The sequence below is a fragment of the Streptomyces sp. Inha503 genome, assembly GCF_047215865.1.
Classification (GTDB): domain Bacteria; phylum Actinomycetota; class Actinomycetes; order Streptomycetales; family Streptomycetaceae; genus Streptomyces; species Streptomyces lycopersici.
The window spans coordinates 9,446,165-9,468,328 of sequence record NZ_CP178360.1 but is presented as its reverse complement, the minus strand read 5'-3'; the positions used below and the strand labels follow the sequence as shown (position 1 = coordinate 9,468,328).

The window sequence follows — 22,164 nt, the reverse complement described above, 5'->3', positions numbered from 1 at the left end:
CCGACGTGAATAAGTTACCGGCGGTTACGCCCCGATGGCGTCACCGGTGGTCACGGGACGAGACGGCGACGACCTCACCGATCACCACGACCGCCGGGGGCCGTACGCCCTCGGCGGCGACCCTCTCCCCGACGGTGGCCAGCGTCGCGTCCACCCGGCGCTGGGTCGCGGTGGTGCCCTCCTGGACCACGGCGACGGGGGTGTCGGCGGCGCGGCCGTGGGCGACGAGGGCCGCGGCGATGGCGCCGATCTTCTCCACGGCCATCAGCAGCACCAGCGTGCCACGCAGCCTCGCCAGTGCCGCCCAGTCCACCAGGGAGCTGGGGTCGTCGGGGGCGACATGGCCGCTGACCACCGTGAACTCATGCGCGACGCCCCGGTGGGTCACCGGGATCCCGGCCGCGCCGGGGACGCTGATGGAGCTGGAGATGCCGGGCACGACGGTGCACGGGATCCCGGCCTCGGCGAGCGCCTCCGCCTCCTCCATGCCGCGCCCGAAGACGAAGGGGTCGCCGCCCTTGAGGCGGACCACCGACTTGCCCGCCTTGGCGTGCTCGATCAGCGCGTTGTTGATCGCCTCCTGGGCCATGAAGCGGCCGTACGGGATCTTCGCCGCGTCGATCACCTCGACATGCGGCGGCAGTTCATCGAGCAGATCGCGCGGGCCGAGGCGGTCGGCGACCACCACGTCCGCCTCGGCGAGCAGGCGGCGGCCGCGCACGGTGATCAGGTCCGGATCGCCGGGCCCGCCGCCCACCAGCGCCACATGGGGGCCGCGGGTGCGGTGGCGGGGCGCGGCGAGGGTGCCGTCGCGCAGCCCCTCCACCACGGCGTCCCGTACGGCGGCGGAGCGGCGCGGGTCCTGTCCGGTGAGGACGGCGACGGTGACGCCCTCGCTGCGTCCGGTGGCCGGGGTCCAGGCGGAGGCGGCCCCGGCGTCGTCGCTGCGCACGCACCAGACGCGGCGCGCCTCGGCCTCGGCGGACGCGGCGGCGTTGGCCTCCGGGTCATCGGTGGTGATCAGGGCGTACCAGGCGCCCTCGAAGTCGCCTTCCTGGTAGCGACGGCGCTCCCAGCGCACCTCCCCCGCCTCGGCCATGGCCTCGACGGACGCCGTGGCGGACGGCGAGATCAGCAGGACGTCCGCACCGGCCGCTATCAGCGCGGGCAGCCGGCGCTGGGCGACCTGACCCGCCCCGAGGACGACGACACGCCGCCCGGAAAGGCGCAGCCCGACCGGGTATGCGAAGTTTTCGGACATGGCGGTGCGGCTCTCCTCATGCGAAGCAACGGCCGCTGCGGCGCTGGAGCGGCTGATCGTCTGTGGGGCGGGGCCCCCGCCGACACCCTACGCGGCGGGGGCACGCATCAGTTCTTCTCCGTGACCCCTGCGGAGTCGAACGTGGCCACCTCGTGCATCGCCCGTGCCGCGCTCTGCACCACCGGGAGGGCGAGCAGCGCCCCGGTGCCCTCGCCGAGCCGCAGATCCAGGTCGACCAGGGGGCGCAGGCCCAGCTTGTTCAGGGCCGCCACATGGCCCGGCTCGGCGCTGCGGTGGCCCGCGATGCAGGCCGCCAGCACCTCGGGCGCGATGGCGCGGGCGACCAGCGCGGCGGCGCCCGCGCTCACCCCGTCCAGGATCACGGGCGTACGCAGCGAGGCGCCGCCCAGCAGCAACCCGGCGATCGCGGCGTGCTCCAGGCCGCCGATCGCCGACAGGACGCCGATGGGGTCGGCCGGATCGGGCTGGTGCAGTTCGAGACCGCGCCGTACGACATCGATCTTGCGCGCGTGCATCTCGTCGTTGATGCCCGTGCCGCGGCCGGTCACCTCGGCCGGGTCGGCGCCGGTGTAGATGGAGACCAGGGCGGCCGACACGGTCGTGTTGGCGATCCCCATCTCCCCGGTGAGCAGCGCCTTGTTCCCGGCGGCCACCAGGTCGCGGGCCGTCTCGATGCCCACCTCGATGGCGCGCAGCACCTCCTCGCGGGTGAGCGCGGGGCCGACGGTGAAGTCTCCGGTGCCCGCCCGCACCTTGCGCGGCAGCAGCCCGGGGGTGCTGGGCAGATCGCTCGCCACGCCGACGTCCACGACGCACACCTCGGCGCCCACCTGACCGGCGAAGGCGTTGCAGACCGCGCCGCCGCCCAGGAAGTTGGCCACCATCTGGCTGGTGACCTCCTGCGGCCAGGCGGTGACGCCCTGTGCGTGCACCCCGTGGTCGCCCGCGAAGATCGCGACGGCCGCGGGCTCCGGGATCGGCGGTGGGCACTGCCGGGACAGCCCGCTCAGCTGGGCGGAGATGATCTCCAGCATGCCGAGCGCGCCGGACGGCTTGGTCATCCGCTTCTGCCGCTCCCACGCCTCGCCGAGCGCCTTGGCGTCCAGCGGGCGGATGCCCCGCAGGGTCTCCTGGAGCAGATTGTGCGGGTCCCCGCCGGGCAGGGTGCGGCGGCCGTACGACTCCTCGTGGACCACCCAGGACAGCGGGCGGCGCTTGGACCACCCGGCCTTCATCAGCTCCGGCTCCTCCGGGAACTCGTCGACGTATCCGACGCACAGATACGCCACGATCTCCAGATGCTCGGGCAGCCCGAGCTCCCGCACCATCTCACGCTCGTCGAAGAAGCTGACCCAGCCGACGCCGAGGCCCTCGGCGCGGGCGGCGAGCCACAGGTTCTCCACCGCGAGCGCGGAGGAGTACGGCGCCATCTGCGGCTGGGTGTGCCGGCCGAGGGTGTGGCGGCCGCCACGGGTGGGGTCGGCGGTGACGACGATGTTGACCGGGGTCTCGAGGATGGCCTCGATCTTCAGTTCCTTGAACTGCTTGGCCCGGCCCTTGGGGAGGGACTTGGCGTACGCGTCCCGTTGGCGCATGGCCAGCTCGTGCATGGCGCGCCGGGTCTCCGCCGAGCGGATCACGACGAAGTCCCACGGCTGGGAGTGCCCGACGCTGGGCGCGGTGTGCGCGGCCTCGAGGACGCGCAGCAGGACTTCGTGCGGGATGGGGTCGGACCGGAAGCCGTTACGGATGTCGCGGCGCTCGCGCATCACGCGGTGGACGGCGGCGCGCTCGGCCTCGTCGTACCCCTCGGCGCGGGGGCCGAGGGGGATGGGGACCGCCTCGGGCTCGAGCTCCGGTTCTGGCTCTGGCTCCGGCTCCGGCTTGGTTTCCGATTCGGTTTCCGAGTCGGGCTCCGGCTCCGCGGCGGATTCGGGGGCCGTCTCGGGGGCGGTGTCCTCGGGGTTGGCGTCCTCGGGGGCCGTCTCGGGTTCCGATTCGGGCTCGGGCTCCGGGGCGGGGGCGGTGGCCTCGGCATCGGTGGCTTCGGCGTCGGCGGTTTCGGAGGCGACGGCTTCGGCTTCGGCGGCGCTGGCGTCGGGCTCCGTGGCTTCAGGGGCGTCGGCTTCCGCGTCCGTGGCCTCCGGTTCGGCGGTCTCGGCCTCGGCCTCGGTGGGTGCCATCGCGCTGGCCTCGAGCTCGGTGGCTTCCGGGGCGTCGGATTCCGGGATACCGGCCTCCGGCGCCGTGGCGTCCTGCTCCGCGGCCCGGGTCTCGGGCTCAGCGGCCTCGGACTCGACGGCTTCGGGCTCGGTGGCCTCGGGTTCGGTGGCCTCGCCTTCGGGGGACGTATCGATGGCCGCGGCCTCGGGTTCGGCGGGCTGGGCCTCCGCCCCTGCCTCAGCCTCCGACGTCGGCTCGGTGGCCTCCGTACCGGACTCCGGCGCTGCCTCGGCGGTCTCGGGCGCCTCCGCCTCGGGCGCCTCCGCCTCGGGCGCTTCGCTCGCGGCGGCCTCGGCGTCCGGGGTGTCCGCCGCTTCGGCCTCGGGAGCCTGCTCCTCCGGTGACGGCTCCTCAGCCACGGCCTCGGCCGCTGCCTCGGGGGGCTCCGGCTCGGCGGCGGACGGCTCGGGCTCCTGCTCGGCCGCCGTCTGCTCGGGCGCCTCGGCCGCCGTCCGCTCCTCGGCGGGCTCCTCCGGCGTCACGGCCTCGGCCTCGGCCTCCGGTGCCGCCTCCGCCTCAGGTGCCCCCTCCACCCGCGGCTCGGCGGGCGGCTCCTGCTGGGACGCCTCGGCGGCGGACGGTTCCTCGGCGGCGGACGCCTCGGGCTGAGGCACCTCGTCGGCCACTATCGAGTGGCCCGGGTCCACGGCCGGCTGCTCCACCGTTTCGCCGGGCTGCTCGGGTGGTTGCTGAGCGGCCTCCTCGGCGGGGGCCTCGGCGGCGGGAGCGGGCGGCATCTCGATCGCGATCGGCTCATGGGCCAGCTGCGCCGGGATCTCCGGCGCGGTCTCCGCGGCCGGAGCCGGGACCGGCTGGGCCTCGGGCTGTTCGGTGACGGGCTCGGTCTGGGCTTGGGCCGGGATGTCGACGACCTGCTCGTCGGCCACGGCGGCCTGCGGGGCGGGCTCCACGACGGGCGCCCCGGCCTGGGCCGGGATGGTCGCACCCGTCTGATGCGGGTCCGCGACAGCCGGATCCACGGCGGCCGGATCCACATACCCCTGGTCCACATATCCCTGGTCCATCGGGACCGGCTGCGCCTCCGGCGCCACCGCCTCGGGCTGGGCGAACTGGCCGGGAGCGGGCTCCGCTTCGGGCACCTCCGCGACCTGGGGCTCCTCGGCCGGAACCCCCGTCTCCACGGGAACGGCCTGCTGCACCGGCGGCGTGGAGTCCCACGCGTCCCCCGGCGGCGGGGCATCGACGAGCTGCGAGAGGTCCGCGAGCTGGGGCCCGGGGAGCCGACCCGGGTCTTCGGGCTGCGGGGTGAAGTACTGCGGCCCGGCGGCGTACTGGGGCGCGGTGGAGTAGTCCGCCGCCAGCGGCTGCTCGGGCATGACGGGCTGCTGCTCGGGAACGACGAACTGCTCGGGCGCGGCGAACGGCTGCTCGGGCATGACGAATTGCCCGGGCCCGGCGAACGGCTGCTCGGCCGTCCCGCCCGGCCCTGGCATCCCGCCCTGCTCGGGCGCCGGGACGCCCTGCTGGGCCCCCACCCCGTACTCCGGCTGCGGCTCGGGCCGCGCCTCCGGCTGGGACGCGACCTGGTGCGGCACCTGCGGCTGCGGCTCCGGCGCGAGCTGCGGCTCCAGAACCTCCGGGGCGGCCTGCTGCTCCGGCCCCGCCTGCGGCTGAGGTTCCGGCTGGCGTACGGGCGCGGCGTGCCGACCCGCCGCCGGACCCCGGTCGGCGAGCGAACGCACCACGCCGTTGGAGGTGTCGGGCACCGGCGGGCCCATATGGAGCGGCCGCCGGGCGGGGGCGGCGGGCGCCGCGTAAGCGGCCGGGGCGGGGGCCTGCTGCGGTACGGGCTGCTCCGCCACGGGCTGTGGCTCGGGCATCTGGGCCTCGGCGTACGCGGCGGGGTCGAGCACGCCCGCCTCGTACGCCCCGGTTTCGTACGCCCCGGTCTGGTACTGGGCCTGCTGCTCGCTCCAGGCGCCCTGGGCGCCCGGCATCAGCAGCAGGTCGTCCTCCTCGCCTCCGTGTTCGGAGCCGTCGGGGAAGGCGTAGGCGGCGCCGGGAGGGACACCGGGCTGCGGCTGTTCGGTGTAACCGGCGTCGGCGGGCGGGGCGTGGACATCCGCCGGGTGCGGGTGTCCGAGTCGTCCGCCTGCGTTCTCCGGCAGTCCCTCGCCCGGGACCTGGCCGGTGTCGGTCATGCGTACCCCTCGCCCATCGCTAGTGCTCCTTCCAACCGCCTACCGCCGAGAGCAAGCCCCCTGAGCAAGAACGAGCATGCGCCGTGCGCGGCACGTAGACACGCCCGAGCCTTGCCTACCGCGGCCCCGCCAAGGGAAGGGCACATTCCGACCTTTGGCCAATAAAGCACCGAACGCCGGGCAGCGGTACAGGCGGTACAACGATCCGCCAGCCTACCCCGGGCAGTGCCCGGAGCAGGTCACCGGGGCGAAGCTCGGGGCGAACGTCACAAGGACAAAATCACTGGTGCGGGCGGTGGCCGCACAGCATGAAGGCGACCGCGCGCTCCCGTTCGGTCCAGCCACGCGTGTCCAGTTCGACGGATTGCGACAGCACGCATTCGACGGCGTAGCCGCCGTCCTCCAGCGCCGCGCCGATGGCCTCCGCCTCGTCCCGGGTCGCGGCCTGTGTGACGATGCGCTCGGGGCGGCGCGCGGCGCACGCGGCGACCACGGGCGCGCCCCCACCGCCGATCCGCACCACATCCGGCTCCGGCAGATCCTCCAGCACCTCGGGCGCGACGCCCTGGACCACCTGGAGCTGTACGGCGAAGCGGCGGGCCAGGGTGGCGGTGCGCTCGCAGGCGTCCGGGTCGCGGTCGACGGCGATGACGGCGGCGCCGAACCCGGCGGTCTCGACGGCCGCCGCGCCGCTGCCCGCTCCGATGTCCCAGACCAGGTCGCCCAGGCGGGGGCCGACGCGGGCGAGTTGAAGGGCGCGCAGTTGCGGGGACTCGCTCTCGCTCAGCGCGGTCCCGTACGCGGGTCCTGGCAGCGCCCAGCCGCGGACGGTGCCGGGGTAGCCGGGCTCGCGTCCGGCGATCCAGCCGCCGCCCGGGAGCGCGCCGCGGCCGGCACCGGCCGACGAGCCGCCGCGGACGGGCGCTATGCCGGAGCCGCCGATGACGATGACGACGTTGGGGTCGCGCCAGGCGTGGTCGGCGGCCTTGTCGGAGGTCAGCACGGTGACCTGCTCGCGCTCGGTGCCCAGGGCCTCGCAGATGACGAAGGTGCGGTGCACCGGGCCGAGCAGCAGCGCGAGTTCGGCGGGCCCCGCGCCGGGCGAGGTGAGGACGGCGACCTTGGTGTGGGCGCGGCAGACGTTGACCGCGCGGCGCAGATCGCGGCTGTGGGCGACCACGACCTGGGCGTCGTCCCAGGGCATCCCGGCCCTCGCGAAGGCGGTGGCGACGGAGGAGACGGCGGGGACGACCTCGACCTCGAGCCCGTGCTCGGGGGCGCGCAGGGCGCGGACGACGCCGAAGAAGCCGGGGTCGCCGTCGGCCAGGACCACGGCGGAGCCGCGGTGCTGGGCGATCCTGCGGGCCGCGAGGTCCACGCTGCCGAGCCGGATCCGCTCGGCGCCGGGCGGGACTTCGGGCAGCGCCAGGTGATGGGCGGCGCCGGCCACGAGGGTGGCCGCGCCGAGGGCGGAGCGGGCCGCGTCCGTGAGCGGGGTGCCGTCCCAACCGATCACCGTGACGCGGTCGGCCATCGTCCTTTTTCTCCCCTATGTGTGGCGGGTGTGCGGCGGGTCGGGTCTGTCAGGTGCGTCGCGGTGGGGTGCGGATGCGTCGCGGTGCTCTCGCCCGCGGGGGTCCACGAGCGGGTCGCGGCCGGTGCGCCGCGGATGCGCGGGTCACGGCCACGGACGACGCCGAGGCCCGGGGAGCTCGGCGCGGACAGAGAGTACCCCGGCTGGTCCGGACCGCCGGAGCGGGGGGCGGGCGCTGGGGTGGTGCGCCGAGGGCGCGCACGGCGCGAATGCGCCGGATGTCCGCCCCGGCCGGATGCGGTCGGGGTGTCAGCCCCAGTCGGAGTAGCTGGGGTAGACGCCGAATCCGTCGGGTCCGGAGATCCGGTCGGGGGCGCCGTCGAGATCCTCGGCGAGCAGGCTCCAGACGATGAGGTCGGTGCGCAGATCGGTCCAGCCGCCGTCCTCCGTCTGGGTGCGGGCTATCCAGGCGTGGCGCAATACGCCCTCGCTGATGCAGCCGACCTTCTGGGCGACCTGCTGGGCGGCGGTGTTGCCGGCGGCGGTGCGCAGCTCCAGGCGCTCGAACTTCTGGTCCTGGAACAGCCAGCGGGCCACGGCCAGCACCGACTCCGAGGCATAGCCCTCACCGCGCGCCCAGTGGGCGACGATATAGCTGACCTCGGTGGCCAGCAGCCGCCAGTCGGTATTGCGCAGATGCACGATGCCGACGAGCCGCTGGGTGAGGAATTCGGCGACCGCGAAGACGATTCCGCGGCCGGTGGTCCGTTCCGCGGGGGCGAGTCGCAGCGCCTGGTCGCGGGCGTCGGCGACGTTGTACGGATAGGGCGCCCGGGTCCAGGCGATGACGCTTTCGTCGTTCATCATGTCCGCGAGCGCGGGTATGTCCGCTTCCTCGAACGGGCGCAGCACCAGCCGTTCCGTGCTGATGGAGATGTCCGGGAAGGTGGATGTCATGCGCCGCTCCGTAACCGGGGTGGTTGTCTGGGCCGTGGAAAGGCCCAGCATGCAGCATCACGCAGGGGAAATGCAGCACGGGGGGTGAATCGTAAGGCTCCGCATCCGGTTGTGGTCCGGATGCGGAGCCTCGGGGGATCCGCCAACGGGCGGGAAACGTTGGCCTATTCGTTGCGGTGGCCGCGGTGGCCGCGGTGCGCCGTGGATCAGAAGGACGGCAGTACGGAGCCCTGGTACTTGTCCTTGATGAACTTCTTCACCTCGGGGGAGGTGAGGAGCTTGGCCAGCTTCTTGACGCGCGGGTCGTCCTCATTGCCCTTCTTCACGGCCAGGAAGTTGCCGTACGGGTTGTTCTTGGGCGATTCGAGGATGATGGCGTCCTTGGCGGGCTTGAGGTTTGCCTCGATGGCGTAGTTGCCGTTGATGACCGCGGCGTCCACGTCGTCTAGCGACCGCGGCAGCTGGGCGGCTTCCAGCTCCTTGAACTTCAGGCCCTTGGGGTTGGCGGCGATGTCCTTGGGGGTGGCCTCGTTGCCGACGCCGCTCTTGAGCTTGATGACGTCATTGGCGTCCAGCAGCTTCAGCGCGCGGGCCTCGTTGACCGTGTCGCTCGGGACGGCCACGGTGGCGCCCTTCTTGAGCTGGTCAGCCTTCTTCACCTTGTGCGAGTAGAGGCCGAGCGGTTCGAGGTGCACGGTGACGACGGGCACGATGTCGGTGCCCTTCTTCTTGTTGAAGTCGTCGAGGAACGGCTGGTTCTGGAAGTAGTTGGCACCGACCGAGCCGTCCTGGGTGGAGAGGTTCGGCGTGTTGTAGTCGGTGAACTCCTTCACCTCGAGCTTGAGGCCCGCCTTGTCGGCCAGGTGGTCCTTGACGTAGTTGAGGATCTCCGCGTGCGGGACGGGGCTCGCGGCCACGACCAGCGCGCCGTTCTTGTCGTCCGACGAACCCGGGGCGCCGCATGCGGCGGCACCGAGGGCGAGCGCTCCGGCGGCGAGGACGGTTGCGACGGTCTTGGTGGTGTTACGCACGAAAAGTGCCTTTCTTTAGGGGCGCACGAATCCGCCGCGGGTGCGGAAGCGGAATTCGGCGGGGCGGTACGGGGGTGAGGGGGTGGGGGCTCAGGGGACCTTGGTGGGCTCCACGGTCTCGATCTCGGCGGGCGCGGCCCGCCGCTCCGGCGCGGGCTTCCCGGCCCGGGACGCGCCGCCGCGCAGCAGCACCAGCCGCGGGGCGACCGAGGAGCGGCCGCGGTGCGACAGGCCGCGGGCGGCGAGGTCGCCCGCGAACTGGATGATGGCGATGACCACCGCGAGGATGGCGACGGTGATCCACATCAGCTTGGTCTCGAACCGCAGATAGCCGTAGCGGACCGCCAGGTCACCGAGGCCACCGGCGCCGACCGTGCCGGCCATCGCGGAGTAGCCGATGAGCGCGACGATCGTGGTGGTCGCGCTGGAGATCAGCGAGGGCAGCGACTCGGGCAGCAGCACCTTGCGGACGACCGTCCAGGTGGAGCCGCCCATCGACTGCACGGCCTCCACCAGCCCGCCGTCCACCTCGCGCACCGAGGTCTCCACGAGCCGGGCGTAGAAGGGGATGGCGCCGATGGCCAGGGGCACGATGGCGGCCTCGGGACCGATGGTGGTGCCGACGATCGCGCGGGTGAAGGAGATCAGGGCGACCATCAGGATGATGAACGGCATCGAGCGGGCGATGTTGACGACCTGCCCGACGACCTTGTTCACCACCACGTTCTGGAGCACTCCGCCGCGGTCGGTGAGGACCAGCAGCACGCCGAGCGGCAGTCCGCCGGCGACGGCGATCAGCGCCGACCAGCCGACCATGTAGAGGGTGTCCCAACATGCCTGCTCCAGCAGGGGCTCCATCTCGGACCAGGTCACTTGGCGCCCTCCTTGAGGAGCGGGGTCGGGTTCGCGCGCGGGCCGTCGGCGATGGCCGCCACATCGACCTGGAGGCCCTGCTCCCGCAGGAAGCCGATCGGGACGACGTTCTCCTCGAACCGGCCGGGCAGCTCGATCCGCATCCGCCCGACCTGGTGGCCGCCGACGGTGTCCATGGCGGCGCCGAGGATCGAGATGTCGATGTTGTACGTACGGGACAGCTGGGAGATGACCGGCTTGGTGGCCGCCTCGCCCTGGAAAGTGACGTCCACGACCGTGCGGTCCTCGCCCGAGGGCACCCCGCCGACCGGGAAGAGCTCCTGGGCCAGCTCGGAGCCGGGCGTCGCCAGCAACTCGCTGACCTTGCCGGACTCCACGATCCGCCCGTCGCGCATCAGCGCGGCCGAGTCGCAGATCGTCTTGACGACGTCCATCTCGTGGGTGATGAGCAGCACGGTCAGGCCCAGTTGCTCGTTGAGGTCGCGCAGCAGCTGGAGGATCGAGCGGGTGGTCTCGGGGTCCAGCGCTGACGTCGCCTCGTCCGAGAGCAGCACCTTGGGGTCGCCGGCGAGCGCGCGGGCGATGCCGACGCGCTGCTTCTGGCCGCCGGAGAGCTGTGCCGAGTACGCCTTCGCCTTGTCGGCGAGGCCCACCAGCTCCAGCAACTCCAGGGCCTTGCGGGTGCGCTCCTTGCCGGAGACGCCGAGGATCTCCAGGGGCAGCTCGACGTTGTCCCGCACGGTGCGCGAGGAGAGCAGGTTGAAGTGCTGGAACACCATGCCGACCCGGCTGCGGGCCTGGCGCAGCGCGGACCCCGCTCTCCCCCAGCTACCGCCGGGAGGTGCCCCCCGGCCTCGGCCGGCCAGTGCGGTCAGGTCCTGGCCGGCCACGGTGACCGTGCCGGAGGTGGGGCGCTCCAGGAGGTTGACGCAGCGGATGAGGGTGGACTTCCCGGCGCCGCTCTGGCCGACGACGCCGTACACCTCACCCTCGCGGACATGCAGATCGACGCCGTCGAGGGCGGTGACCTCGCGGCCTCGTGAGCGGTAGACCTTGGTCAGGTCCGTGGTGGTGATCACAGGGTTTCCGTCACTGTTGAGTGCACGGCGGTTGGTGCCGCCGGGCACGGCTCGTTCATTTCGGAACGCGGCAGGGTGGACCCGAGGGCAGGCCCGGTGTGTGGGCGCGGTTCGGGTTCCGGTGACGCGGGGCGGCGCGGTCCGGCGCGATGGACGCACGGATCCGGCTCAGCGGGTCTCGCTTCGGGGCGCGAGGCTCAGCGGGGGCCCTCAGCAGTCACACATTCGACACCGACAACGAGCACCGGGCGTGGGGATCGCCTCGGTCGCAGGGATGCGGCAGCTCGTCGTGGTCATGGCCGCAAGTAAAACAGACACCGGTGCGGACCCATCAAGCATGTCCGTATAGCGGACGGCGCTGCTCGGTCCGTGGACGGTCGGCGGGGTGGCCGGGACCCGGCTCAGACCCGGCAGGTGATCTCCACTCCCCCGTCGGAGACCTGTGCGGACACGGCCGACAGGTCCTCGACCACGACATCGGCGACCAGCTCGGCCCGGTCGGTCGTTGTGGCCAATGCCACGGTCCGCATCCCGGCCGCGCGGCCCGCCGCGAGCCCGGCCGGGGCGTCCTCGAAGACCACACAGCGTGCCGGGTCGACTCCGAGCCGCTCGGCGGCCAGCAGGAACGGCTCGGGGTGGGGCTTGCCGCGGGTGATGTCATCGGCGCTGATCAGCGTCCCGGGCCGGATCGCCACCTCGGCGAGGCGGGCCTCGGCCAGCTCGCGGTTGGCGGAGGTGACCACGGCCCAGCGCCCGGCGGGCAGCCCGGCCAGCAGCTCGGCGGTGCCGGGGAGCAGCTTCACCCCGCCCGGTACGTCCTCCAGCTCCAGCTCGTCGATGCGCGCCCGGGCCCGCGGGGCGCGGTCGGCGGGGAGCAGCTCGGCGATGATGTCGTCGGCCGGGCGGCCGTGCAGCTCGACCCGGGCGAAGTCCTCCGCCGCGATCCCCTGCTCCTCGGCCCAGCGGGTCCAGCAGCGATGCACCGAGTCCAGGGAGGAGACGAGGGTTCCGTCGTTGTCGAACAACAGCGCGCCAGCGGAGATCTTCATGTGCCGCAGCGTACGTGGGGGCGTCGGAGGCCCCCGGGCGCGGGGCCGGGCGCGGGGCGGTGGGCCGGGCCGATTACCCTCGTCCCATGCTTGTCACTCCCTGTGTGCGCCGCCCTCGGGTGCGCCGCCGCACCGCGCGGAGGTCCCGTTGATCGACGCGCTGACGGTCGCGCTCGGTGTGACCGCGCTCCTCCTCGCCGCGTGGTGCGGCTTCGCCGCCTACCGGGACCAGCCGACCAAGGACTGGCACTTCATCGGCATGGCCGTGGTGGCCCTGCTGGCGATCGTGCAGCTGGTCATAGGAGTGGTGCGGCTGGCGGGCGGGGCCGACCCCCAGCAGGGTGTGGCGATCTTCGTGGCGTATCTCATCGGCTCGGCGCTCGCGGTGCCGATCGCGGCGTTCATGTCGCTGACGGAGCGGACCCGCTGGGGGTCGGCGACGGTCTCCGCGGCGGCCGTGGTGCTGGCCGTGCTCGAGGTGCGGCTCTACGACATCTGGGGAGGCGTCGGTGGCTGAATCACGGGAGGCGTCGATGACCGAGGACCCGGCGGCCGGGAAAGCGGCCGAGAAGGCGACCGGAGAAGCGGAGAAGGCGGCCGGGAAGCCGGAATCCGCTGCGCGCACCGGGCTCGGTCAGGGCCCGGGGCGGCTGCTGGTGATGCTCTACGGGGTGTTCACGGTGGCCGCCGCGTCCCGCTCGATCTACCAGCTGATCGCGCAGTACCAGGAGGCCCCGCTCGCCTACATCCTCTCGGCGGTCTCCGCCGCGGTGTACGCGTTCATCACGGTCTCGCTGGTGCGCGGCGGCGAGGGCGCCCGTAAGGCGGCGATCGTCTGCTGTGCGCTGGAGCTGGTGGGGGTGCTGACCGTGGGCACCTGGACCCTCGCCGACCCATCGGCCTTCCCGGACCAGACGGTGTGGTCCGACTACGGGATGGGCTATCTGTTCATCCCCATCTTCCTGCCGGTCACGGGCCTGCTGTGGCTCAGGAAGGCCCGCCGGGGCTGACCCCGGCGGGCCCGCGGTCCTGCGGTCCCGCGTCAGGCGCTGGCGGCGTACGCGGTGGCCGTGGCGTCCTTCTCCAGGGTGACCAGGCTCAGCCTGCGGTTGACCTCCTCGGTGCCCACCTGGGCGTACCCGTAGCGGCGGTACAGCCGCAGATTGCCCTCGCTGCGGTGGCCGGTGAACAGGCGGTACCGCTTGGCGGCCCGCTCCCCGGAGAGCCGCTCCTCGATCGCCGCGAGCAGCCGCCCGCCCAGGCCGTGCCGCTGCATCCGGGGGTGGACGATCAGCTTGGCGATGGCGGCGGTCCCCTTGTCGTCGACGACTCCGCGGACCGAGCCGACGACCTCCGCGCCGAGCCGGGCGACGAGCACACAGCCCTCGCTCAGTTCGGCGCGCAGGTCGTCGAGCGACTGCGTCAGCGGTTCGATCGAGTAGTCGCCGTAGAGCTCCGCCTCGCCCTGGTAACAGAGATACTGAAGCTTCAGGATCTGCTCGGCGTCGTCCGCGGTCGCCGCGGAGATGGTCACGCTCATGCCCATGTGCGCATGCCTCCCCTATGTCGTCAGTCCACCGGTCGCGGTGAGGGTAGGAGTGCGACCGGGGGTTCATGGCCTGGGTGGAGGCGCCGCGTGGTCGGCGTCCGCCTCCGAGGCGCCGGTTGTCTATCGCTCCTTTCCCCACGGTTCAGGAGCCGCAACCTCCGCCGTGAGCATTCTGCGCAGGCAACCCAGACATCGGGAACGTACCGGGCCCAGACTGCCCTGTGACATTCCCAACTGACCGGCGATTTCGCGATACGTGGGGTCGGCGCGGGAGAGCATCGCCGCGAGCAGCGCGGGGCAGCGCCCCGGCAGCCGCCGCACCGCCGCGCGCAGCGTCCGGCGGGTCTCCGCGGCCAGCACGGCGTGTTCGGCCGGCCGGGGCTCGGGGCCGCTGGGCGGGCCGCCGGCCACCGGGTCGTACGGCACCTCGCAGCGCGCCCGGCGCCTGGCCCCGCGCACCTCGGCCCGTACGGCGCAGCGCAGCCAGCGGGCGGGGTGGGGCGGCGGGCCGGTGTCCCGGGTGCGTTCCAGCAGCCGCAGCCAGACGGCCTGTTCGAGTTCGGCGGGCTCGACGCCGACGCCGTGTGCCTCGGCCGCCGCTTCGGCGGCCAGCAACGGGCCCAGCTGCTTCACAAGGTCCATGCCGGGCGGGACGAGGACCGGTCGCGGGGTGGTTGCCGGGTGACCGCGGTCTCACCCGACCGGGGAAGCGGCGGGGCCGCGCCTTGACGCACGCGCGCCCCCGCCGCCGCCCTCACGGGCGGGTCACTTGCGGAAGTCCGCCGCCGCGAGCAGCGCGGTGTCCGCGTTGTCGGAGAAGATGCCGTCGATCCCGGTCGCGAAGTATGCCTTGAACGCCCCGAACGCGTCACCGTAGGCGTTGGGGTCGGTGCCGCGCCGGAAGTCGGCCGGGAGGAAGGTGTTCTCGTTGCGCATGGTGTACGGGTGCAGGATCAGTCCCGCCGCGTGGGCGTCCTTCACCACGCTCGTCGGCGTGCCCAGCTTGCCGTCCGGCGTCCGGGGGATGATGACCGACAGATCGGGGCCGATGCCCTGGGCGTAGCTCGCGATCCACTTGAGCCCCTCGGGCTTCACCAGGTCCGCGACCGTCCGCGGGTCGTTCGCCTCGACGAAGTCCCAGGGCCGGCTGTTGATGGTGGACAGCAGCACGACGGACGGGGTGTCCACCAGCTTGCGCAGCCGCTGGATGCTGCTGGGCTCGAAGGACTGGAGGAACAGTGCCGAGTCCTCGCGGTGGCGGCCGTAGCGGCGGAGCAGCTTGGCCACCCGCTCCTCGAGGCCGAGGCCGAGCTTGCGGAAGTAGGTGGGGTGCTTGGTCTCCACGTACAGCCAGACCCGGCGGCCGCGCGCGCGGCCCTCGCGCTCGGCCCACTGGAGCACCTCTTCGAAGGTGGGCACCTCCCAGCGGCCGTCGTAGAGGGTGTTGCGCTGGCGGTTGCCCGGGATGCGCTCCTTGGCGCGCAGCGTCTTCAGCTCGGCGAGGGTGAAGTCCTCGGTGAACCAGCCGGTGAGCTTGGTGCCGTCGACCGTCTTGGTGGTCTTGCGGTCGGCGAACTCCGGGTGGGCGGAGACGTCCGTGGTGGCCGTGATGTCGTTCTCGTGGCGGCAGACCAGATGGCCGTCCTTGGTGGGGACCAGGTCCTGCTCGATGATGTCCGCGCCCATGTCCAGGGCGAGCTGGTACGAGCCGAAAGTGTGCTCGGGCCGGTAGCCGCTGGCGCCGCGGTGGCCGATCACGGTGGGAACCGGCAGCTCATGGCCCCGGCCGGACGCTCCCGCGGCCGCGTCCGGCGCGGTCCGCGGCTCCGCGGCCGTCGCCGTGCCCGCACCGCTCAGCGCCATCGCTCCCGCACCGAGGGCCGCGGCCCCCAGCAGGGCGCGCCGTCCGGGCTTCTGCTCCCGCTCCATGCAGCACTCCTTGATGTGGTGTTCAACACCTGTCAAATCCCGTCAGAGAACGGCCTGATGGTAGGCGTGGGCGGCTTTCCTGCGGGAGACATCGGGTGAAACGCGTGGGGAACGCGGGTCAACACCGCGTACCAGGTGGGTGAACCTGGTGTGCGCCGGAGCGCGACCGGCGAGTATCGTCCTCATCGGCGCTCGGGTGCGGTACGAGGTTGACGGACCGTACACGGTTGCGTCCCAGACCTTGACCCCGACCGGAGGGCCCGTGTCCCGATTCGCGTTTCTGAAGGCAGTACTCGGTCCGCTGATGCGCCTGATGTTCCGCCCACGGGTCGAGGGGGCCGAGGGCATTCCGGGCTCGGGCCCGGTGATCCTCGCCGGGAACCATCTCACCTTCATCGACTCGATGATCCTGCCGCTGGTCTGTGACCGTCAGGTCTTCTTCATCGGCAAGGACGAGTACGTCACGGGCAAGGGCCTCAAGGGCCGGCTGATGGCCTGGTTCTTCACCGGTGTCGGCATGATCCCGGTGGACCGGGACGGCGGGCGCGGCGGCGTGGCGGCGCTGATGACGGGGCGCCGGGTGCTGGAGGAGGGCAGGGTCTTCGGCATCTACCCCGAGGGCACCCGCTCCCCCGACGGCCGCCTCTACCGCGGCCGCACCGGTATCGCCCGCCTCGCGCTGATGACCGGCGCGCCCGTGGTGCCGTTCGCGATGATCGGAACCGACCGGATCCAGCCGGGCGGCAAGGGGCTGCCGCGGCCGGGCAAGGTCGAGGTCCGCTTCGGCGAGCCGCTGGAGTTCACCCGCTACGAGGGCATGGACCGCGACCGCTATGTACTGCGGGCCGTGACCGACGAGGTGATGAGCGAGGTCATGCGGCTGTCGGGGCAGGAGTACGTGGACATCTACGCCACGAAGGCGAAGTCCGCCGCATGACGGCTGAAGCCTGATGTTTCGGGCGAACCGCGGCGGTCCGGGGTTTCCGGGCCGCCGCACTTGTGCGCCCCGGCCCGGTTTGGCCGAAACGCCGCCTCGCGGTCCGGCGAGCCGGCGCTCCGGCCGGTGTCGCGGGTCGGTAGATTTGCGGAAGACCTGATTCCGTTACCCGCTGGTCACCACCGGGCACGGCCACTATGGTGCCGCGGGTGACCACGATGACCGTGCCCTCCCCCGACTTCGTGACGCTGCGCGGTCGGCGGTTCGCCGTGACCGATTTCGGCGGACCGGGCGACCCGGTCCTGGCCCTGCACGGCCACTTCGGCCGGGGCCGGATGTACGCACCGCTGGCCGCCGCCCTCGCCCCCGAACGGCGGGTGATCGCCCTCGATCAGCGGGGGCACGGGCTGACCGGCGGCGGTGGCCCCTTCACACTGGACGAGTACGTGGCCGACGCCGCCGCGCTGCTGCGGGAGCTGAGGCTCGGCCCGGTCCCGGTCGTCGCCCACTCCACCGGCGCGGTCGGCGCGTACGCGCTGGCCGCCCGCCATCCGGATCTGGTGAGCGCGCTCGTCGTCGAGGACATCGGCGCGGTGACGGACCGTCCGGTGGTCAGCCATCCGGTGCTCGATGTCTCCGGGTGGCCGACCTGGGCCGTGGACCGGGAGAAGCTGCGCGCCGCCATAGAGTCCCGGGGCATCCCGGACGCCTCGTACTTCCTGGACAGCGCCGAGCCGGACCCGCAATCGGGCGGCTGGCGGCTGCTGTTCGAGCCCAGCCACATGATGGCGTCCCAGCAGGCGATGTGCGGTGACTTCTGGGACGACTGGCTGGGCTCCTCCTGCCCCGCGCTGCTGATGCGCGGTGAGCACAGCCCGCTGCTGCCGCCGGGCCATGCGCACGAGATGGCCACCCGCCGCCCCGATACGAAGCTTCGCGAATTCGCCGGGTGCGGTCACTGGATCCATGACGACGCGCCCCGGCCGTATGCCCGCGCGGTGCGTTCGTTCCTGAGCCTGCTGTAGCTGGTGTCCGGCGGTACGCGTACGCCTGCGGCGGGCCACGCGGCGGAGCCGCATATCGGTGCTTCCCCCTACCCGCCCCTTCCCACAACTGGGGCTCCGCCCCAGACCCCGCTCCTCAAGCGCCGGAGGGGCTGGAAGGCGGGGCTCCGCCACGGGGCGCGACCAGCCACGACGGCGCCGCGGACGTCGACAGCCTCTCGGGGCACTCCCAGCAGAGCGCTCAGCCGGGCCCGCGCGGGCCCCTGGTCCGGAAGCGTCAAACCCAGGGCAGCTCCGAGCGGTGCCGCCAGTAGGCCTCCGGAGGCTCGGCCAGCCGCTCCAGCCGGGCCAGTCCGGACTCGTCCAGGCGGAGATCCGCGGCGGCCAGGTTGGAGCGCAGCTGGTCCTCCGTGGCGGCGCCGGAGAGGACGACCGTCACCCAGGGCCGGTGCAGCACCGCGGCCAGCGCGACGGCGTCCGGAGTGGCGCCCGTCTCCTCGGCCACCCGGCGCAGGGGCTCCGGAAGCCGCTCGGCCGCCTCGGTGAGCCGACCGTTGGCCACGGCTTCCTTGACGATGACCACCCGGCCCGCCTCATGGGCCTCGGCCAGCGCCGCCCCGGCCGAGGGCTCCAGCAGGTTGTAGGTGGACTGGACGGTACGGAAGAGCGGCCGGCCGTCGACCTCCACGGCCAGCGCGGCACGGATCGCCTCGGCCTGGCGCGGACCGCTGGTGGAGACGCCGACCGTCACGCCCTCCGCGGCGAGCCCGGCCAGCCGCGCGTGCAGCTCGGGGTCGGTGAGGGCGGGGCTGTCTGGGGTCACCGAGTGGATCTGGTACAGGTCCAGCCGGTCGCCGAGCAGCGCGTCGGTCAGCTCGCGCTGCCGGTCGAAGGTCTCTACGCCATGGTCCTTGACCTCGTGGGTCTCGGCGTCCGTACGCCACTCGGCGACATAGGTATAGCCCCACTTGGAGCCGACGACCACGTCCCGGGCGGCGTCCGGGCGCTCCAGCAGCCAGTCGGCGAGGAACTCCTCGGCCCGGCCGTAGGAGCGCGCCGCGTCCAGATAGCGCACCCCGGCGGCGTACGCGGCGTCCAGCAGCTCATGGCTGCGCCGCCGCATCACCTCGACCGGGCGCTCGGCCGGGAGGTCACGGTCCCGGCCGAGGTTGATGTAGGCGGGGCGGCCGACCGCAGCCAGGCCGAGCCCGATCCGGGCCGTCCCCGCCCCGGGGGCCGCGATCTCCGTGAGACGTTCGACGCCCATACTCCGTGTCCCCACCTTTCCCTTTCGGTCTGTCGCCGTCAGCGCTTGGCGCCCGCCCACGCGTACTGGGCGGCCAGATCCTCCTTGACCTCCGCGAGCTGGGCCCGGACCGCCACCGGGGCGGTGCCGCCGCGGCCGCCGCGTGCGGCCAGCGCGCCCTGCACATTGAGGACGCCGCGGACCTCCGGCGTCAGATGCGGCGAGATCTTGGCGAACTGCTCGTCGGTGAGCTGGTCGAGCTCGATGCCCGTCCGCTCGCACTCCTTTACGCATTCCCCGGCGACCTCGTGCGCCACCCGGAACGGCACGCCCTGCCGCACCAGCCATTCGGCGATGTCGGTGGCGAGCGAGAACCCGGCCGGGGCCAGCTCCTCCATGCGCTCGCGGTTGACGGTCAGCGTGGCCATCATCCCGGTGAAGGCCGGGAGCAGCACCTCCAGCTGGTCGCAGGAGTCGAAGACCGGCTCCTTGTCCTCCTGGAGGTCGCGGTTGTACGCGAGCGGCAGGGCCTTGAGCGTGGCCAGCAGCCCGGTGAGGTTGCCGATCAGCCGGCCGGACTTGCCGCGCGCGAGCTCCGCGATGTCCGGGTTCTTCTTCTGCGGCATGATCGAGGAGCCGGTGGAGAAGGCGTCGTGGAGGGTCACGAAGGAGAACTCCTTCGTGTTCCAGAGGATGATCTCCTCCGCGATCCGCGACAGATCGACGCCGATCATCGCGGTGATGAACGCGAACTCGGCGACGAAGTCACGGGAGGCCGTGCCGTCGAGCGAGTTGGCGGACGAGCCCCGCTCGAAGCCGAGGTCGGCCGCGACCGCCTGCGGGTCGAGACCCAGCGAGGACCCGGCCAGCGCGCCCGAGCCGTACGGCGAGACGGCGGTGCGCTCGTCCCACTGCCGCAGCCGCTCCGCGTCCCGCGACAGCGCCTGGACATGGGCGAGGACATGGTGGGCGAAGAGCACCGGCTGGGCGTGCTGGAGGTGGGTACGGCCGGGCATCGCGACGTCCGGGTGCGCCTCCGCGAGCCCCACCAGGGCCTGCTGGAGGTCGGCGATCAGCCCGCCGACGATCCGGGCGTGGTCGCGCAGATACATCCGGAAGAGGGTGGCGATCTGGTCGTTGCGGGACCGTCCGGCCCGCAGCTTGCCGCCGAGGTCCGGGCCCAGCCGCTCCAGCAGACCGCGCTCCAGGGCGGTGTGGACGTCCTCGTCGGCGATGGTGCCGGTGAAGTCGCCGGAGGCCACATCGGCCTCCAGCCGGTCCAGGCCCGCCAGCATCCGCTCCAGCTCATCGGCGGTGAGCAGCCCCGCCGTGTGCAGCACCCGGGCGTGGGCGCGGGATCCGGCGATGTCGTACGGCGCCAGGCGCCAGTCGAAGTGCACGGAGGCGCTGAGCTTCTCCAGTGCCTCGGACGGGCCGTCGGCGAAGCGGCCGCCCCAGAGCCGGACGTCGCCGCTGTTGCCGTTGCTCACGCTGTTGCTCCTGTCGGCTGTGGGTGTGCGACCGCCTCCCCGGCGCGGGGCGGGGAGGCGGCTGGTGACGCGTCGCGTACGTCGGGTACGCGGGCTTGACGCTGGTAGGCAGGCTACTGCCGCAGATCCCGCTTCGCGGCGATCTTGCTGGACATGCCGAAGATCTCGATGAAGCCCTTGGACAGCGACTGGTCGAACGTGTCGCCGGTGTCGTAGGTCGCCAGGTTGAAGTCGTAGAGCGACGCCTGCGACTTCCGTCCGGTGACGACGGCCCGGCCGCCGTGCAGGGTCATCCGGATCTCGCCGGACACATGCTCGTTGGCCTCGGCGATGAATCCGTCCAGGGCCCGCTTGAGCGGCGAGAACCACAGACCGTCGTAGACCAGCTCGCCCCAGCGCTGCTCGACCTGCCGCTTGTAGCGGGCCAGCTCGCGCTCGACGGTGACGGCCTCCAGCTCCTGGTGGGCGGTGATCAGCGCGATGGCGCCGGGCGCCTCGTAGACCTCCCGCGACTTGATGCCCACCAGCCGGTCCTCGACCATGTCGATCCGGCCGACGCCCTGGGTGCCCGCCCGCTCGTTCAGCCGCTGGATGGCCTGGAGCACGGTGACGCGCTCGCCGTCGATCGCGACGGGGACGCCCTTGTCGAAGGTGATGATCACCTCGTCGGCCTCGCGCCGGGTGGCCGGATTGGAGGTGTACTCGTAGACGTCCTCGATCGGCGCGTTCCAGATGTCCTCCAGGAAGCCGGTCTCCACGGCCCGCCCGAAGACGTTCTGGTCGATCGAGTACGGCGACTTCTTGGTGGTCGCGATCGGCAGGCCCTTGGCCTCGCAGAAGGCGATCGCCTTGTCCCGGGTCATCGCGTAGTCCCGGACCGGTGCGACGCAGTTCAGATCGGGGGCGAGGGAGGAGATACCGGCCTCGAACCGCACCTGGTCGTTCCCCTTGCCGGTGCAGCCGTGGGCGACGGTCCCGGCGCCGTGCTTGCGGGCGGCGGCCACCAGGTGCTTCACGATGGTGGGCCGGGACAGCGCGGAGACCAGCGGGTAACGGTCCATGTACAGCGCGTTGGCCTTGATCGCCGGAAGGCAGTACTCCTCGGCGAACTCGTCCTTGGCGTCCGCGACCTCCGCCTCGACCGCCCCGCAGGCGAGCGCGCGCTTGCGGATGACGTCCAGGTCCTCACCGCCCTGGCCGACGTCCACGGCGACGGCGATGACCTCCGCATCCGTCTCCTCGGCGATCCAGCCGATGGCGACGGAGGTGTCCAGGCCGCCCGAGTAGGCGAGTACGACGCGCTCGGTCACGGGTGCCTCCTTACGATCCATGCGCTTCTCTGCATGAGTATGCACTGCGCCGTATGTTTCGTCAATGCGGGGCCCTTCACGTCAACGGTGGCGCTGCACCACGCGGCAGCACCTGCCCATTCGGCCGCCGGGCTGAGACCATGGCGGGGCGGGGAGCGCAGCTGCGGACCGAGGGGGAGTCGGGGCCGGTGCAGAAGAAGCAGATGTGGGTGCTCGGCGTATTCGTGGTCGGGGTCCTGTGGATCAACAACCACGGTGACGGCAACACCCGTGACGACAAATCGCCGAATCCACATCAGACGGCCCGGTATCCCGTCCACTTCGAGAGGGACGACGGAAAGAAGGACGGCGGGAAGGGCACCAAGAAGCAGCCCAAACCGCGCTCAACGGTGTCCTACCCGATCAAGTTCCACCATCGGTGATATCCGTGCGGGCGCGGACGGCGAACCGTTCCGGCCGAGACGACTCCCATCCGCCCGGGGCCGTTCATGGCGCCGTGGGAAGGCGTT

At 72.5% G+C, this 22,164-nt stretch carries 19 protein-coding genes; 5 read left to right on the top strand and 14 right to left on the bottom strand.

The features are described from left to right. Positions 1-40: 40 nt before the first annotated feature. The 8 genes from cobA to ACJX2R_RS40120 form a co-directional block, all read right to left on the bottom strand. Positions 41-1,261, bottom strand: a complete 1,221-nt coding sequence (gene cobA / locus ACJX2R_RS40155; RefSeq protein WP_413104088.1) for a uroporphyrinogen-III C-methyltransferase — start codon at positions 1,259-1,261, stop codon at positions 41-43. Between the two features lie 107 nt (positions 1,262-1,368). Then, complete coding sequence (cobT, locus tag ACJX2R_RS40150) at positions 1,369-5,667, bottom strand: nicotinate-nucleotide--dimethylbenzimidazole phosphoribosyltransferase (RefSeq protein ID WP_413104087.1); 4,299 nt, start codon at positions 5,665-5,667, stop codon at positions 1,369-1,371. 280 nt (positions 5,668-5,947) lie between these two features. Further along, positions 5,948-7,201, bottom strand: a complete 1,254-nt coding sequence (gene cbiE / locus ACJX2R_RS40145; RefSeq protein ID WP_413104086.1) for a precorrin-6y C5,15-methyltransferase (decarboxylating) subunit CbiE — start codon at positions 7,199-7,201, stop codon at positions 5,948-5,950. A 309-nt stretch (positions 7,202-7,510) separates the two neighbouring features. Beyond that, complete coding sequence (locus ACJX2R_RS40140; RefSeq protein WP_413104085.1) at positions 7,511-8,158, bottom strand: GNAT family N-acetyltransferase; 648 nt, start codon at positions 8,156-8,158, stop codon at positions 7,511-7,513. 206 nt (positions 8,159-8,364) lie between these two features. Further along, complete coding sequence (locus ACJX2R_RS40135; RefSeq protein ID WP_413104084.1) at positions 8,365-9,189, bottom strand: MetQ/NlpA family ABC transporter substrate-binding protein; 825 nt, start codon at positions 9,187-9,189, stop codon at positions 8,365-8,367. A gap of 90 nt (positions 9,190-9,279) precedes the next feature. Beyond that, positions 9,280-10,062 carry a methionine ABC transporter permease gene (locus ACJX2R_RS40130; RefSeq protein WP_413104083.1) on the bottom strand — a complete coding sequence of 261 codons (783 nt, stop codon included), beginning with the start codon at positions 10,060-10,062 and terminating at the stop codon, positions 9,280-9,282. After that, positions 10,059-11,141, bottom strand: a complete 1,083-nt coding sequence (locus ACJX2R_RS40125; RefSeq protein WP_413104082.1) for a methionine ABC transporter ATP-binding protein — start codon at positions 11,139-11,141, stop codon at positions 10,059-10,061. Before ACJX2R_RS40125 ends, ACJX2R_RS40130 begins: the two co-directional genes overlap by 4 nt. 401 nt (positions 11,142-11,542) lie before the next feature. Then, positions 11,543-12,190 (bottom strand): HAD-IA family hydrolase, encoded by a 648-nt coding sequence (locus ACJX2R_RS40120; protein ID WP_413104081.1) that lies wholly within the window; start codon positions 12,188-12,190, stop codon positions 11,543-11,545. 148 nt (positions 12,191-12,338) lie between these two features. Between ACJX2R_RS40120 and ACJX2R_RS40115 the strand changes: the two genes are divergently transcribed. Together ACJX2R_RS40115 and ACJX2R_RS40110 are read left to right on the top strand one after the other, a co-directional pair. Beyond that, positions 12,339-12,707 (top strand): hypothetical protein, encoded by a 369-nt coding sequence (locus ACJX2R_RS40115; RefSeq protein WP_020867132.1) that lies wholly within the window; start codon positions 12,339-12,341, stop codon positions 12,705-12,707. A 16-nt stretch (positions 12,708-12,723) separates the two neighbouring features. Further along, positions 12,724-13,200, top strand: coding sequence for a hypothetical protein (locus ACJX2R_RS40110; RefSeq protein ID WP_413106067.1), 477 nt, complete (start codon positions 12,724-12,726; stop codon positions 13,198-13,200). 32 nt (positions 13,201-13,232) lie between these two features. Here the strand turns inward: ACJX2R_RS40110 and ACJX2R_RS40105 are convergent, their stop codons facing one another. The 3 genes from ACJX2R_RS40105 to ACJX2R_RS40095 all read right to left on the bottom strand — a co-directional run bounded on the left by ACJX2R_RS40105 (position 13,233) and on the right by ACJX2R_RS40095 (position 15,668). Continuing rightward, entirely contained in the window at positions 13,233-13,736 is a 504-nt protein-coding gene (locus ACJX2R_RS40105; RefSeq protein WP_262700894.1) for a GNAT family N-acetyltransferase, read from the bottom strand. Between the two features lie 123 nt (positions 13,737-13,859). Then, positions 13,860-14,381 (bottom strand): sigma-70 family RNA polymerase sigma factor, encoded by a 522-nt coding sequence (locus tag ACJX2R_RS40100; protein ID WP_413104080.1) that lies wholly within the window; start codon positions 14,379-14,381, stop codon positions 13,860-13,862. Between the two features lie 123 nt (positions 14,382-14,504). Next, the gene (locus ACJX2R_RS40095) at positions 14,505-15,668 is read right to left on the bottom strand and encodes a glycerophosphodiester phosphodiesterase (protein ID WP_413104079.1); all 1,164 of its coding nucleotides are present in this window, start codon (positions 15,666-15,668) and stop codon (positions 14,505-14,507) included. Between the two features lie 304 nt (positions 15,669-15,972). On the opposite strand from ACJX2R_RS40095, the gene ACJX2R_RS40090 reads away from it, so the two are divergent. Both ACJX2R_RS40090 and ACJX2R_RS40085 read left to right on the top strand, forming a co-directional pair. Continuing rightward, on the top strand, positions 15,973-16,605 hold the full coding sequence (locus ACJX2R_RS40090) for a lysophospholipid acyltransferase family protein (RefSeq protein ID WP_166484177.1): 633 nt from the start codon (positions 15,973-15,975) through the stop codon (positions 16,603-16,605). 218 nt (positions 16,606-16,823) lie between these two features. After that, positions 16,824-17,630, top strand: coding sequence for an alpha/beta fold hydrolase (locus ACJX2R_RS40085; protein ID WP_413106066.1), 807 nt, complete (start codon positions 16,824-16,826; stop codon positions 17,628-17,630). A 256-nt stretch (positions 17,631-17,886) separates the two neighbouring features. Here ACJX2R_RS40085 and ACJX2R_RS40080 read toward each other — a convergent pair whose 3' ends face one another. From ACJX2R_RS40080 to ACJX2R_RS40070, 3 genes are all read right to left on the bottom strand, one after another. Continuing rightward, positions 17,887-18,876: an aldo/keto reductase gene (locus tag ACJX2R_RS40080; protein WP_413104078.1), complete on the bottom strand. Its 990-nt coding sequence runs from the start codon at positions 18,874-18,876 to the stop codon at positions 17,887-17,889. A gap of 38 nt (positions 18,877-18,914) precedes the next feature. After that, a complete protein-coding gene (argH, locus tag ACJX2R_RS40075) occupies positions 18,915-20,345 on the bottom strand; it encodes an argininosuccinate lyase (protein WP_020867141.1) in 1,431 nt (476 codons plus the stop codon). A gap of 113 nt (positions 20,346-20,458) precedes the next feature. Next, complete coding sequence (locus ACJX2R_RS40070; protein WP_413104077.1) at positions 20,459-21,655, bottom strand: argininosuccinate synthase; 1,197 nt, start codon at positions 21,653-21,655, stop codon at positions 20,459-20,461. A 140-nt stretch (positions 21,656-21,795) separates the two neighbouring features. On the opposite strand from ACJX2R_RS40070, the gene ACJX2R_RS40065 reads away from it, so the two are divergent. Beyond that, entirely contained in the window at positions 21,796-22,077 is a 282-nt protein-coding gene (locus ACJX2R_RS40065) for a hypothetical protein (RefSeq protein ID WP_413104076.1), read from the top strand. Positions 22,078-22,164: the final 87 nt, after the last annotated feature.